The organism is Micrococcus sp. HMSC067E09 (genome assembly GCF_001812555.1).
Taxonomy (GTDB): Bacteria; Actinomycetota; Actinomycetes; order Actinomycetales; family Micrococcaceae; genus Micrococcus; species Micrococcus lylae.
Map to the genome: position 1 here is coordinate 205,049 of NZ_KV809453.1, position 14,238 is coordinate 219,286.

Here is a 14,238-nt window from a genome sequence, read left to right on the forward strand (position 1 = left end):
CCACGCCGTGTGACCGGATCGGTACCTTGTGTGCCGCACTAGGCTGATCGCCGATGAGCCCCTCGACCGTCTCCCGCATCGCCCTCTACTACCGCTTCGCCCCGCTGTCCGACCCGGAGGCCGTGCGCCTGTGGCAGCGCGCCCTGTGCCGCCAGCTGGGCCTGACCGGGAGGATCATCGTCTCCCCGCAGGGCATCAACGGCACGGTCGGCGGGCCGGTGGACGCGGTGAAGCAGTACGTGAAGCAGACCCGCGAGCACCCGGCCTTCCGGGACCTGGACGTGAAGTGGTCGGACGGTTCGGCCGAGGACTTCCCGCGGCTGTCCGTGAAGGTGAAGCCGGAGCTCGTGGCGTTCGGCGCCCCGGAGCGCATCGAGGTGGACGAGCACGGCGTGGTCGGCACCGGCGAACACCTGAGCCCGCAGCGGGTCAACGAGCTCGTGGCCGAGCGCGCCGACACGGACCGCCCGGTCGTGTTCCTGGACGGGCGCAACACCGTGGAGGCCCAGATCGGGCGCTTCGAAGGGGCCGTGGTGCCCGAGGCGCAGACCACCCGGGACCTGCTGGCGGCCGTGGACTCCGGCGCCCTGGACCACCTCAAGCACTCCCCGGTGGTCTCCTACTGCACCGGCGGGGTGCGCTGCGAGATCCTCTCCGCCCTGCTGCGTCAGCGCGGGTTCGAGGAGGTCTACCAGATCGACGGCGGCATCGTCCGCTACGGGGAGGCCTTCGGGGACTCCGGGCTCTGGCACGGCGAGCTCGCCGTCTTCGACCGCCGCCTGTCCACCCGGTTCACCGAGGACGCGGAGACCATCGGCCGCTGCCACGGCTGCCAGGCCCCCACCTCGGACCTGCGCAACTGCGTCGACCCCGCCTGCACGACCCTCACCGTCCGCTGCGCGGACTGCGCCCAGGACACCGCCTGGACCTGTCCCGCCTGCACCGCCCGGAGCACTGCATGAGCACCGCCTCTCCCGTCCCCGCCGCCCCGTCCGGCACCGGCTCGCACGGCGCCGCCCCGTCCGGGGCCGTCCCGCCGGCACCGAGCCTCACCCCGACGACGGCCGCCAGGCTGGCCGCCGACCTCGCCGCCCTGCCCTACACCACCGGGGCCGTGGAGGCCCTGCTGGGCCCCATGGCCGTGTCCGCCCTGGACCGCGAGCACGCTGAGGCGGCCCGCGCCGTCCTGGCCGCCGGCGTCTCGGAGCCGGACTGCCCGCTGGCCGCGATGGCCGGCGCCTTCATGCTCGGAGACCCGGTCCCCGCCGCGGACCTCGCCGCCGCCGTCCCCGCCCTCGGCCTGGACGGGCTGCGCGAGGCCGGACTGCTCATGGACGCCCACCCGGGCGACCCGGAGGGCACTGTCCGTGCCGCCTGCGACCTCTCTCCCTATGACGCGGACGAGCCGGGGCCGATGTGGGTCGCCTCGGACCAGACCGCCCTGCAGCGGCGCGGCCCCTTGCCGGCTGAGCACGTCCTCGGCGTCGGCCGCGCCTCGCTCACCCTGGCCGGGGCCGTCCAGCGCCGAGCGGTGGACACTGCCTTGGACCTCGGCACCGGCTGCGGCATCCAGACCTTGCACCTGCTCGCCCACGCCCGCCACGTCACCGCCACGGACCTGGCGCCGCGCTGCCTGGACTACACCCGGTTCAACCTGCTGCTCAACGCGGACGTGCTGGGCCTGGACCGGGAGAACCTGGGCGAGCGCGTGGAGCTGCTGGCCGGGGACATGCTCACCCCGGTGGCCGGCCGCCGCTTCGACATGGTGGTGTCCAACCCGCCGTTCGTGATCACCCCGCGCACGGACCCGGACGCCCCGGTGATGGTCTACCGGGACGGCGGACGCGAGGGGGACCGGCTGGTGGCCGAGTTCATCAGCGCGATCCCGGCGCATCTGAACCCCGGCGGCACTGCGCAGATGCTCGCCAACTGGGAGATCCCCGCGGCGGAGTCAGGCGCCGACGACGGCCCGCTCGCCTCCGCCTCGGCGGGTGCCTCGACCGCCTCGGCGGGTGGTTCCTCAGCCGAGTCCTGGGACGCCCGTCCCCGGCGCTGGGTCGCCGAGGGGGCGGCCGCCGTCTCCGCGGCCGAGGGCCGCGACGTGCCGGTGCAGGCGTGGATCATCCAGCGGGACCTGCAGGACGCCGCCGGCTACGCCGAGACCTGGTTGCAGGACTCCTCGCTGGAGCTGGACCCGGAGCAGTACCAGCGCCGCTACGCCCAGTATCTGGCGGACTTCGCCGCCCGCGGCGTCAGGGGCGTCGGCTTCGGCCACGTGTGGCTGCGCCGCCCCGCCGCCGATGGCTCCCAGGCAGGAGCGTGGACCCACACCGAGGAGCTGACGCAGCCGATCGACGACGCGATCGGCGGCGCCTGGGCGGCCGCCGTCGCCCGCCGCGACCGGCTCGCCGCGGGCCGGGGCACAGACCGCGTCGAGGCAGCGGATCACGGTGCGGCCTCGGACCACGCCGAGGCCACGGACCACGGTGAGGGGCCCGCCGGAGGCGAGGGGGCCGTCGTCGGGAAGGGGGTCGGGGCGGACCCGGCCCTGGCGACCCTGCGCTCGCTGCACCTCACGGTGGCCGCGGACGTGACCGAGGAGCGCCACCAGCGCTTCGGCGCCGAGCACCCGGAGGTCATCCTGGCCCGGCAGGGGGCCGGATTCCGCCGCACCGCCCGCCTGGACACCGCCACCGCGGGGCTGCTCGCGGCCAGCGACGGGGAGCTGACGGTCGGGCAGATCGTCGGGGCGCTCGGCGCGCTGCTGGAGCTGGACGAGAGGGCGCAGACCGCTCTGCTGGTCGCCGTCCGTGAGCTGTACGAGGACGGGTTCCTTGTGGAGGTGGGCTGAGCGGGCGGGGCCGTGGCGCTGCCACGGCCCACCCGCCCGGAGCCGGGCGAGAGGACCTGTGTCCGCCTCCGGCGGACAGACCCGCGCTGGGGCCTGTCCGGCTCCGGGCGTTATCGTGGGCACCGCGTGCCCCTACGATGTGGGGACGCCCGCCCGATGCCGGCGCGCTCCGTGCACCGGCCCGGGACCACCGCCTTCCCCGTCCGAGGAGGACCCCCCTTGTCCACGTCATCCGCTTCCGTGACCAGCACCGTGCCCGAGGGCAAGAAGCTCGTCATCGTGGAGTCGCCCGCCAAGAGCAAGTCGATCGCCAAGTACCTCGGCGACGGCTGGGTGGTGGACTCGTCCGTGGGGCACATCCGTGACCTCCCCAAGCCCTCGGACCTGCCGGCGGACATGAAGAAGGGTCCGTTCGGCAAGTTCGCCGTGGACACGGAGCACGGCTTCGAGCCGTACTACGTGGTGTACCCGGACAAGAAGAAGAAGGTCACCGAGCTCAAGCGCGCGCTCAAGGACGCGGACGCGCTCTACCTCGCCACCGATGCCGACCGCGAGGGCGAGGCCATCGCGTGGCACCTGCTGCAGACCCTCAAGCCCAAGGTCCCCGTGTACCGCATGACCTTCGGCGAGATCACCAAGGAGGGCATCGCCCGCGGCCTGGAGAACATCCGCGAGCTGGACACCGCCCTCGTGGACGCCCAGGAGACCCGCCGCATCCTGGACCGCCTGTTCGGCTACGAGCTGTCCCCGGTGCTGTGGCGCAAGGTCTCCCGCGGCCTGTCCGCCGGCCGCGTGCAGTCCGTGGCCACCCGCCTGGTGGTGGAGCGCGAGCGCGAGCGCATGGCGTTCGTGGCCGCCCAGTACTGGGGTGTGGAGGGCACCTTCACCGTGAACGAGGGCGCCGTCTCCTCCGGTGCCGTGGGCTCGAGCTTCACCGCCCGCCTGTCCACCGTGGACGGCGTCCGCGTGGCCACCGGCCGCGACTTCGACGACGCCGGGCAGCTGAAGGCCTCCGCAGGCAAGAAGGTCGCCCACCTGGACGAGGCCGCCGCCGGCTCGCTGGCGCAGGGGCTCACCGGCGCCTCCTTCACCGTGGACGCCGTGGAGGACAAGCCGTACACCCGCCGCCCGGCCGCCCCATTCACCACCTCCACGCTGCAGCAGGAGGCCTCCCGCAAGCTGCGGATGTCCTCGCGTGTGTCCATGCAGGTCGCCCAGCGCCTGTACGAGAACGGCTACATCACCTACATGCGTACCGACTCGGTGAACCTGTCCCAGGAGGCCGTGAACGCGGCCCGGACGCAGGCCACCGAGCTCTATGGTGCCGCCTCGGTGCCCGAGAAGCCCCGCGCCTACGCCAAGCGCAGCGAGTCCGCGCAGGAGGCCCACGAGGCGATCCGTCCCGCCGGCGACTCCTTCCGCACCCCGGCGCAGGTGAAGGACGAGCTCCGCCCGGACGAGTTCCGCCTCTACGAGCTGATCTGGAAGCGCACCGTGGCCTCCCAGATGGCCGACGCCAAGGGCTACACCGCCACCCTGCGCTTCTCCGCCGCCGCGGCCGACGGCCGCGTGGCCGGATTCTCCGCCTCCGGCACCGTGATCACCTTCAAGGGCTTCCTGGACGCCTACGAGGAGGGCAAGGACGCCGGCGCAGAGGACGAGTCCAAGGACTCCATGGGCCGCCGCCTGCCGGAGCTGTCCCAGGGCGACACCCTCACCGGCGACCCCGTGGAGCCCACCGGCCACGAGACCACCCCGCCGGCCCGCTACACCGAGGCCTCGATCGTGGCCGAGCTGGAGCGCCGCGAGATCGGCCGCCCGTCCACCTACGCGCCCACGATCTCCACGATCATGGACCGCGGCTACGTGACCAAGCGCGGCAACGCCCTGGTCCCGTCCTGGACCGCCTTCTCCGTGATCGGACTGCTCGAGGACTACTTCGGCCAGTACGTGGACTACGACTTCACGGCCCGCATGGAGGACGACCTCGACCGCATCGCCGCCGGCGAGCTGGCCCGCGACGCCTGGCTGCAGACCTTCTACTTCGGCGCCGAGGACGGCGACGAGGGCCTGCGGAACATCGTGGAGAACCTCGGGGACATCGACGCCCGGGCCGTGAACTCCCTGCCCATCACGGACGAGATCACCCTCCGCGTGGGCCAGTACGGCCCCTACCTGGAGAAGCCGCTGCCCGCGGACGCCGAGGCCGGCACCACCCCGCCGCGCGCCAACGTCCCGGAGGACCTGGCCCCGGACGAGCTCACCGCCGCCAAGGCCGAGGAGCTCTTCGCCACCGCCAAGCCGTCCGAGCGCCTCCTCGGCCAGGACCCGGAGACCGGCCGGGACATCGTGGCCAAGGACGGCCGCTACGGGCCGTACGTCACCGAGGTCATCCCAGAGATGACCGAGGAGCAGGTGCAGGCCTGGATGGACGCCCAGCCCACCGAGTACTACAAGAACGGCAGACCCAAGCCGAAGAAGAAGCCGAAGAAGGAGAAGCCGCGCACCGGCTCCCTGTTCACGTCCATGGACCTGGACACCGTCACCCTGGAGCAGGCGCTGCAGCTGATGTCCCTGCCCCGTGTGGTCGGTGCGGACGCCGAAGGCGAGCAGATCACCGCCCAGAACGGCCGCTTCGGCCCGTACCTGAAGAAGGGCACGGACTCCCGGTCGCTGCAGTCCGAGGAGCAGATCTTCTCCATCACCCTGGAGGAGGCCCTCGAGATCTACGCCCAGCCCAAGCAGCGCGGCCGCGGCGCCGCGAAGCCGCCGCTGGCCGAGTTCGGCGAGGACCCGGTGTCCGGCAAGAAGGTCGTGGTCAAGGACGGCCGCTTCGGCCCGTACGTCACGGACGGCCAGACCAACATCACCGTCCCGCGGGGCAAGGACCCGGCGCAGCTGACGGCCGAGGAGGCCTACCAGCTGCTGGCGGACAAGCGCGCGAAGGGCCCGGCCACCCGCGGCGGCGCCAAGAAGCCGGCGGCCCGCAGGGCACCGGCCAAGAAGACCACCACACGGAAGAAGGCCTGAACACCATGCGCCTCGGCGTTCTGGACATCGGGTCCAACACCGTCCACCTGCTGCTCGTGGACGCCCACCCCGGGGCCCGTCCCGTCGCCTACGCGGAGCACAAGCGCTCCCTTCCGCTGATCCGCTACCAGGACGCCGACGGCGCCATCACGGAGGAGGGCCAGCAGGAGCTCGTGGGATTCGTCCGTGAGGCCGCCGCCTTCGCGGAGGAGCACCGGGCCGAGGACATGATCTCGTTCTGCACCTCCGCGATCCGCGAGTCCGCCAACGGCGCCGCCGTGCTGGACCGCGTGCAGGCGGAGACCCGCGTGCACCTCTCGGAGCTCACGGGGGACCAGGAGGCGGCCATGACCTACTTCGCCGTGCGGCGCTGGCAGGGCTGGGACGCCGGATCCATCCTGAACTTCGACATCGGCGGCGGCTCCTTCGAGATCGCCTACGGCCAGGACGAGCTGCCCTCGCACGCGCTGTCCCTGCCGCTGGGCGCCGGCCGTCTCACCCGCGACTGGATGCCGGAGGACCCGCCCAGCCCCAAGGCGGTGAAGAAGCTGCGCAAACACGTGGAGAAGCGGCTCGAGGAGGCCTACGCCGCCTTCCCGCGCGTCGAGTCCCCCGTGGTGGTCACCGCCACCTCGAAGACGTTCCGTTCGCTCGCCCGGATCACCGGGGCGGCGCCTTCGGCGGCGGGCCCCTTCGTGAAGCGCCACCTGCGCGCGGACGACCTGCACCTGTGGGTGAACCGCCTCGCGGCGATGACCATCGCCGAGCGGGCGGAGCTGCCCGGCGTCTCGGAGGTCCGCGCGCACCAGGTGTTCGCCGGGGCGATCGTCGCGTTGGCGGCGATGCGCACGTTCGGCATCGCCCAGCTCGAGATCTGCCCGTGGGCGCTGCGCGAGGGCCTGATCCTCAACCGCCTCGATGCGCTCATGCTCGAAGGGCACCTCACCCGTGACGGCCGGCCCGGAGTCGGACACGTGAACCTCAACACGGACACCCTCCTTCCGGGGCTGAGTCTGGGGGTGCGCTGACCATGCCGGACTCCTCCGCCCACCTGGCCCCGGCCCCGCGCTTCGGCGCGGACATCCCGGTGACGCTCTCGTCGTCGTCGGTCTTCCCCCTGGGGACCCAGGACGTGTTCGCCACGGCCGAGGACCTCGGCTACGACGGCGTGGAGGTGATGGTCACCCACAACGCCTTCAGCCGTGATGCCGACCGTCTGGTGAAGCTCTCCGAACGCCACGGCCAGCCGATCGACTCGATCCATGCCCCGACCCTGCTGTTCACCCAGCAGGTGTGGGGCTCCGCGTGGTCCAAGATCCGCCGCTCCGTGGAGCTGGCGCAGGCCGTGGGCGCGGCCACCGTGGTGGCCCATCCGCCGTTCCGCTGGCAGGGCACGTACGCGGTGCGCTTCGCCGAGGGGATCCAGGAGCTGATGGCGGAGACCGGTGTGGTGATCGCGGTGGAGAACATGTACCCGTGGCGGGCCTACGGCAGGGAGGCCAAGATGTATCTGCCGCACTGGAATCCGCTGCCCGAGCCCTACGAGCACATCTGCTGGGACTTCTCCCACGCGGCCATCGCCCGCGTGGACTCTCTCGACGCCGTCCGCGAGCTCGGGCCCCGGCTGCGGCACGTGCACCTCACCGACGGCAACGACTCCGGCAAGGACGACCACCTGGTCCCCGGCGAGGGCACCCAGCCCGTCGCCGAGTCCCTGCGCCATCTGGGTCGAGTGGGTCTGGCCGGTACCGTGTGTGTGGAGGTCGGCACCCGCGGCGTCGAGTACGCCAGGCAGCGCGAGGAGAAGCTCGCCGCATCCCTCGCCTTCGCCCGCGAGCACCTCGCCGCCTCTGGGCCGGCCGCCTGAACGAGACCACCGATCCGTCGAAGGAGCGATCCACCCCATGACGCAGACCCCCACCGACGCCCGCATCGCCATCCTCGGACTGGGCACCATGACCGGCGCCATCCTGGCCGGGATGCTGGACCAGGGGGTGCCCGCGGAGAACGTCGTGGCCACCACCCGCTCCGCGGCCTCCGCCGAGAAGGCCGCCGCACGGCACGGGGTGACCGTGACCTGTCAGGAGCAGGACCCGCAGGCCAACCACGCCGCCGTCGCCGAGGCGGACATCGTGCTCGTCGGCGTCAAGCCGAAGGACATGGTCGCCACCCTCAAGGACCTGGCGCCGTCGCTGCGCCCGGACACGGTGGTGGTCTCCGTGGCCGCCGGCGTCACCTCCGCCACCCTGGCCGCCGTGCTGCCGGAGGGCCAGCCGATCGTGCGCACCATGCCGAACACCCCGCTGACCGTCGGCTCCGGCGTGGTCGGCGTGGCCGAGGGGCCGACCGTCACCGCCGCGCAGTCCGCCGCCGTGCGTGCCCTGTTCGCCGGCTCCGGCCTGGTGGTGCCCGTGGAGGAGGAGCAGCTCTCGGCCGTGGTGGCCACCGCCGGCTCCGCCCCGGCCTATGTGTTCCTGCTCGCCGAGCTGATCGCCGCCCACGGCGCGCAGATGGGCCTGGACGCCGAGGCCGCCGAGGCCATGGCCGCCGCCACCGTGAAGGGCGCCGGCATCATGCTCCAGCAGGAGGGCGCCAAGGCCGAGGACCTGCGCAAGGCCGTGATGAGCCCGAACGGCACCACCGAGAAGGCCGTTGAGGCCTTCCTCGACGGCGGCATGGAGGACCTCGTGAACCGCGCCATGGACGCAGCCGCGAAGCGCGACGCAGAAATGGCCGAGGAGTTCCGCGCCTGACCTCAGCCCGCCCCAGACGCTTTCGCTCGCGAAACGGGAGGCGCAGACAGACACCGATGCCCCCGTCACCACACCCTGTGGTGACGGGGGCGTTGTGGGGAGCGGCCGTCGTCGGGGAACGGTGAAACGGGAGGCGAGTGCGCGGTTTTAGCGGGCGCTCTCCTCGAGCACATGCGTTCGAAACTCGTCGTCGAGGCGCGTGAAGGCGCGGTGCCGCGGCCGAAGACCGCGAGCAGCGCCGGGACCTCTCAGGGTCGCGCGGCGAAGCGCTCGATCAGGTCTGTGTGGCCGGAGACGATCAGCGTGTCCCGCGGGCCGACCTTGGTGTCCGGCTGGGCGTAGGTGAACTCCTCGCCCGGGGTCTTCACGCCCACGATGGTCACGCCGTACTTCTTGCGCAGGTCTGACTCGGACAGGGTGAAGCCCACGGTCTCCGTCGGCGGGTGCATCTTGACGATCGCGAAGTCGTCGTCGAACTCGATGAAGTCCAGCATGCGCCCGTTGACCAGGTGCGCGGCGCGCACGCCGGCGTCGAACTCCGGGAAGATGATGTGGTTGGCGCCGATGCGGCGCAGGATCTTGCCGTGCGCGGCGGTGATGGCCTTGACCCAGAGGTGCGGGATCTCCAGGTCCACGAGGTTCACGGTGATCAGCACCGAGGACTCGATGGACGTGCCCACGCCCACCACCGCGGCGGAGAAGTCCTCCGCGCCGAGCTGGCGCAGCGCCTCGGCGTCCGTGGCGTCCGCCTCCACCACGTGGGTCAGCGTGGACGCCCACTTCTGCACCAGCACCGGGTCCTTCTCGACTGCCAGGACCTCGCGGCCCTGCGTCACCAGCTCCTGCGCGGTGGCCGCGCCGAAGCGGCCCAGGCCGATCACGAGCACGGGGGCATGGGGGTCGATGCGCTTCTGGTCAGCCAAGGATCGGCCTCTCGACGGGGTAGCGGTAGAGCACACGGCGCTGGCGCAGGGCCAGGGCCGCGGCGAACGTGATTGTACCGACGCGGCCGGCGAACATCAGGCCCGTCAGCACGTAGACGCCGGCCGGCGGCAGCTCCGCGGACAGGCCGGTGGACAGCCCGCAGGTGGCGAACGCGGAGATCGCCTCGAACAGGGGGCGCTGCAGCTGCTCGGTGGTCATGGCAAGCACCACAAGGGTTGCCACCAGGACGAGGGTTGCGCCGAGGGCCAGCACCGCGATCGCCACGCGCAGGCTCTCCGGGGCGATCGTGCGGCCGTGGACGGTGACCTCCTTGTCTCCGCGGGCCTCGGCGACGATCGCCAGGAACATCACGGCCAGCGTGGTGACCTTGATGCCGCCGGCGGTGGAGGCCGAGCCGCCGCCCACGAACATCAGCGCGTCCGTCAGCAGCAGGGTCTCCGAGGTCTGGGCGTTGACGTCGATCACCGAGAACCCGCCCGAACGGGTCATCACCGAGGCGAACAGGGACTGCCCGATCTGCTCGCCTCCGGTCATGGGACCGAGGGTGTTCGGGTTCGTGTGCTCGAAGAGCCAGATGAACACGGCGCCCAGCGCCAGCAGGATGAGGGTGACCTCCACGGTCAGCTTCGTGTGCAGGTTCCACTGGCTGTAACGCCAGCCCTTCTGCATGAGCACCAGCACCACGGGGAAGCCCAGGGCGCCCACGAACACGCCCACCGCGATCAGGGTGAGCAGGTACGGCTCGTGCGCGAAGGACTCCAGCCCGTCCGGGTGCAGCACGAAGCCGGCGTTGTTGAAGGAGCTGATGGCATAGAAGACCGCGTGCCACAGTCCCCGCCCCAGGGATCCGGCCTCTGCGATGAACCGCGGCGCCATGAGTGCGGTAAGGATCAGCTCCGCGGTCAGCACCGTCACCACCACCACGCGCAGCAGCTTGCCGACCTCGCCCACGTGGCCCGTGGTCATGCCGCCCTCCTGGGTGAGCAGCTTGGACCGGACGCCGAGGTGACGGGAGACGGCCAGCGTCAGCAGGGACGCCATGGACAGGATGCCCAGGCCGCCGATCTGGATGGCGACCAGGATGATCACGTGGCCGAGCGTGGACCAGTGCTCCGCGGTGTTCACGGTGGTCAGGCCGGTCACCGAGACGGCGGAGACGGCGGTGAACATCGCGTCGTGCAACGGGGTGGGGTGGCCGTCCCGTGCGGCGAACGGCAGGGACAGCAGGGCGGTGAAGACCGCCGAGACCAGGGCGAACGCCGTCAGCGCGGAGCGGGCGGGGGAGGACCCGGCCAGGTGCTTGACCGTGTGCGAGGTGCGGCGGACCGCCGCGCGCACGCCGCGGCCGGACTCCAGTGAGGAGGAGTTCCACGGCTGGGGACGGCGTCGCCTCACCGGGCGGGGGCGCGGCACCGATCGGTGCACCGCGGGAGGCAGGCGGCGTGGACGGGCAGGGGCCATGGGTCGACAGGCTACCCGTCGACCGGCCTCGTGTTCGCGGGCGCGCTTCCGCGGTCGCACCACGTGTGGTGCGCACGCGGGGGCTTCACCCGTCCGTCATGCGGGGCGCGTCACCCGTCCGTCATGCGGGGCGCGTCACCTGTCCGTCATGAAAGGCCCTCGACAGGCGTGAGGGGGCGCACAGTCGTAGGCTGTGAGTGATGAGTGCCACGTCTTCACCCAGTGATTCCCAGCCGGCAGCGGTCGTCTGGCACTCGGACCTGCTCAAGTACCGATTCAGCGCCGAGCACCCGATGGCCCCGCTCCGACTCGATCTCACCCACCGTCTGATCGAGTCCTTCGACCTGCTCTCGGGCGAGAACGTGCGGATCATCGAACCGCCGGTGGCCACGGACGAGCAGCTCCAGCTCGCCCACGCCCCGGAGTACATCGCCGCGGTGAAGGCCGCCTCCTCGGGCGGCACGGAGGACGAGGAGCACGGCCTCGGCTCCGAGGACTGCCCGATCTTCCCGGACCTGCACGAGTCCGCCGCGCGCATCGCCGGCGGCACGCTGGCCGCTGCCGAGGCCGTCTGGTCCGGCGAGGTCAGGCGCGCAGTGAACTTCTCCGGTGGCATGCACCACGCCTCCCGCAAGGCGGCCTCCGGGTTCTGCATCTACAACGACTGCGCCGTGGCCATCCAGCGTCTGCTGGACCTGGGCGCCGAGCGCATCGCCTACGTGGACGTGGACGCCCATCACGGCGACGGCACCCAGTCGATCTTCTACAACGACCCCCGCGTGCTGACGATCTCCATCCATGAGACCGGGTTCGCCCTGTTCCCCGGCACCGGGTTCGCCAACGAGGTGGGCGGACCGGAGGCGCTCGGCTCGGCCGCGAACGTCGCCGTCCCGGCCCGCACCGGTGACGCCGGCTTCCTGCGGGCCACCCACGCCACCGTCCCCCAGCTGCTGCGCGCCTTCGCCCCGCAGGTGCTCGTCACGCAGCACGGCTGCGACTCCCATCACGCCGACCCGCTGGCGGACCTGCGCCTGTCCGTGGACGGTCAGCGTCAGCTCGCCTTCGACCTGGCGGACTGGGCGGACCAGTTCTGCCAGGGCCGGTGGATCGCCACGGGCGGCGGCGGCTACAACCCGCTGAAGGTGGTGCCGCGCGCCTGGGCCCATCTCACGGCGATCGTGCTGGACGCCCCGATCCCGATCAGGGCCGAGATCCCGCAGGCGTGGGTGGACCACGTGACGTCCCTCACCGCGGACGAGCTCACCGGAGACATGTCCTCGGCGCCGGAGGACGAGGAGGGCCGCATCCCCACCACCATGGGAGAGGGGGCGGACGTGTGGTGGCGCTCGTGGGAGGTCGGCTACGACCCGTCCGACCCGGTGGACCAGGCCATCATGGCCACCCGCAAGGAGCTCTTCCCGTACCACGGCCTGGACCCCTGGTTCGACTGAGGCCTGCCGCGCCGGCGTCCGCGGATCCGCGTGGATTCGCGCGCTGCAGGCGCGCCCGGTATTGTGGCGGGGAACGTTTTACAAGCGTTCCACATCCGGTGGAATGCGGGTCGGCCCGGCTGTCCAGTCAGCTCGGTGCGGTCCGAGTGACCCCGCCGACCGTCGCCCCCGACATGAGGAGACCCCATGGGTTCTGTGATCAAGAAGCGCCGCAAGCGCATGTCGAAGAAGAAGCACCGCAAGCTGCTTCGCAAGACTCGGCACCAGCGTCGCAACAAGAAGTGACGCCTGCTCCGGAGAGCAGATGCGAGGCCGCCGTCCCGTTCGGGACGGCGGCCTCGCTCTGTTCCGGGGGTCGTGCGGTGTGCGCTGAGCCCGCGGGGCGGGGCCCTGCCGGGCTTCGTGCCTCCGTGCCCGGCGGTGGGTTATAGGCAGAAAAGTGTGTATGGCCCGGGCGTGTCAGGGCCTGTGCCTGCCGCCCCAACCGTGCTGGATCCCGTTGCCGTCTTCCCAGCTGAACCCGGTGTCGTAGAGCGCTGGCCCCAGTGGCTCCTCGATGGGTGCCTGTCGTGGGCCAGTGGTGGTCTTGTACTCATCGGTGACCAGGCTCCACGGGTCGATCGGGTGGGCAGTGAGCGAGTTCAGCAGCCAGTCCACCGCGATCACTGCGTGGGCCGTGCGCATGCCTCGGTGGGCGCGCAGCAGGGCCTTGATCGCCGCGTTCGGGCCTCCTTCCAGTGGTGAGGTCGTCCTCGGCAGCGTTGCGTTCTGCAGCTCTTGCAGTGCCGGTTCGAGCCAGGTGAACAGCTCGTTGCGGTTGATCAGTCTGCGCAGCATCGCCCGTGCTCGGCGCAGCCTGCGGTGGGTGTACCACCAGCGGGCACCGGCATGGATTCCTGTTGGTCGGGCTGCGCCGGTGCCGGCGTGGGTGCGTTCTTTCAGGAACTGTTCCCAGCGGGCGTCCCAGGAGGCGTACTCGCCCAGCCAGGCCGCGGCCGCGTCGAGGTCCTGCACCTTCATCAGAGCCTTGGTCAGGGCCAGCAGTTCCCGGCCGGGTTGAAGGCGTGGGGTCAGTGTCAGGTGCCGGCGGATGACCTGGAAGATGTGGAAGTAGCAGCGCTGCACTCGGGTGTCTGGCCAGGAGGCGGCAATCGCTGCGGCGGCCCCGGTGCCGCCGTCGATCACGACCATGCCCGGGGCGGGGATGCGGTCCAGCAGAGCGCTCCAGGCTGCTTTGGACTCCTTGTCGCACCACTGCCAGTCGATCACGTGTGTCCCGTCGTAGGCGATCAGCACGCACCAGCCCTGGAAGTAGGTGCCATCGAGCATCAGCACCGGGTGGACCACTCCGTCAGGGGTCGGGCGAGGAGGCGGCACGCGCCAGCACCAGGCGGTGCGGGCTCGGAAGGTGCGTGCTGGCATCGGCAGTCGGTGTTGTCCTGCCGGGCTCAGCAGCCAGGTGATGAACAGTCTCAGCTGCGCGGCTGCGGTGATCTCGCCGCGGGCTCTGGTGGCAGAGGCCCCGCAACAGCGGCATCGGTAGCGGGTCGTTCCGGCGCTGGTCTTGCCGTTCTTGACCAGGGGTTGGGCGCATACACCACAGTGCGGTCGGTTGCGTGGAAGGGGCACTGAACATGCTCTCAGAGCATGTTCAGCCCCCTGTTGCTCGCATGATCACTGGGCTAGAGGCCGATCGTGTACACACTTTTCTGCCTATAACCGGCTCTTCACAATCGAGGGTGTAGAC

The 14,238-nt window shown here is 71.4% G+C and carries 11 protein-coding genes; 8 read left to right on the top strand and 3 right to left on the bottom strand.

The genetic code is table 11. The annotated features are described in order from the left end of the window. Positions 1 to 53 precede the first annotated feature (53 nt). The 6 genes from HMPREF2863_RS11240 to proC all read left to right on the top strand — a co-directional run bounded on the left by HMPREF2863_RS11240 (position 54) and on the right by proC (position 8,634). Entirely contained in the window at positions 54 to 962 is a 909-nt protein-coding gene (locus HMPREF2863_RS11240; RefSeq protein ID WP_067191083.1) for an oxygen-dependent tRNA uridine(34) hydroxylase TrhO, read from the top strand. After that, positions 959 to 2,851, top strand: coding sequence for a DUF7059 domain-containing protein (locus tag HMPREF2863_RS11245; RefSeq protein WP_070640254.1), 1,893 nt, complete (start codon positions 959 to 961; stop codon positions 2,849 to 2,851). The genes HMPREF2863_RS11240 and HMPREF2863_RS11245 overlap by 4 nt, the downstream gene beginning before the upstream one ends. 240 nt (positions 2,852 to 3,091) lie before the next feature. Then, positions 3,092 to 5,881, top strand: coding sequence for a type I DNA topoisomerase (gene topA, locus HMPREF2863_RS11250; RefSeq protein ID WP_371327633.1), 2,790 nt, complete (start codon positions 3,092 to 3,094; stop codon positions 5,879 to 5,881). 5 nt (positions 5,882 to 5,886) lie between these two features. Further along, positions 5,887 to 6,909, top strand: a complete 1,023-nt coding sequence (locus HMPREF2863_RS11255; RefSeq protein WP_067191087.1) for a Ppx/GppA family phosphatase — start codon at positions 5,887 to 5,889, stop codon at positions 6,907 to 6,909. Positions 6,910 to 6,911: 2 nt separating this feature from the next. Further along, complete coding sequence (locus tag HMPREF2863_RS11260; protein WP_070640256.1) at positions 6,912 to 7,748, top strand: sugar phosphate isomerase/epimerase family protein; 837 nt, start codon at positions 6,912 to 6,914, stop codon at positions 7,746 to 7,748. 37 nt (positions 7,749 to 7,785) lie between these two features. Continuing rightward, on the top strand, positions 7,786 to 8,634 hold the full coding sequence (proC, locus tag HMPREF2863_RS11265) for a pyrroline-5-carboxylate reductase (protein WP_067191091.1): 849 nt from the start codon (positions 7,786 to 7,788) through the stop codon (positions 8,632 to 8,634). Positions 8,635 to 8,882: 248 nt separating this feature from the next. Here the strand turns inward: proC and HMPREF2863_RS11270 are convergent, their stop codons facing one another. Both HMPREF2863_RS11270 and HMPREF2863_RS11275 read right to left on the bottom strand, forming a co-directional pair. After that, on the bottom strand, positions 8,883 to 9,557 hold the full coding sequence (locus HMPREF2863_RS11270) for a potassium channel family protein (protein ID WP_067191092.1): 675 nt from the start codon (positions 9,555 to 9,557) through the stop codon (positions 8,883 to 8,885). Next, a complete protein-coding gene (locus HMPREF2863_RS11275; RefSeq protein ID WP_082739881.1) occupies positions 9,550 to 11,040 on the bottom strand; it encodes a TrkH family potassium uptake protein in 1,491 nt (496 codons plus the stop codon). The genes HMPREF2863_RS11270 and HMPREF2863_RS11275 overlap by 8 nt, the downstream gene beginning before the upstream one ends. Before the next feature lie 200 nt (positions 11,041 to 11,240). Here HMPREF2863_RS11275 and HMPREF2863_RS11280 point away from each other — a divergent pair, with 200 nt between their 5' ends. Together HMPREF2863_RS11280 and HMPREF2863_RS11650 are read left to right on the top strand one after the other, a co-directional pair. Next, positions 11,241 to 12,491 (top strand): acetoin utilization protein AcuC, encoded by a 1,251-nt coding sequence (locus HMPREF2863_RS11280; RefSeq protein ID WP_070640260.1) that lies wholly within the window; start codon positions 11,241 to 11,243, stop codon positions 12,489 to 12,491. A gap of 186 nt (positions 12,492 to 12,677) precedes the next feature. Then, positions 12,678 to 12,776 carry a 30S ribosomal protein bS22 gene (locus HMPREF2863_RS11650; protein ID WP_005504750.1) on the top strand — a complete coding sequence of 33 codons (99 nt, stop codon included), beginning with the start codon at positions 12,678 to 12,680 and terminating at the stop codon, positions 12,774 to 12,776. Positions 12,777 to 12,950: 174 nt separating this feature from the next. Here the strand turns inward: HMPREF2863_RS11650 and HMPREF2863_RS11285 are convergent, their stop codons facing one another. After that, positions 12,951 to 14,120, bottom strand: a complete 1,170-nt coding sequence (locus HMPREF2863_RS11285; RefSeq protein ID WP_082740172.1) for an IS1249 family transposase — start codon at positions 14,118 to 14,120, stop codon at positions 12,951 to 12,953. Positions 14,121 to 14,238: the final 118 nt, after the last annotated feature.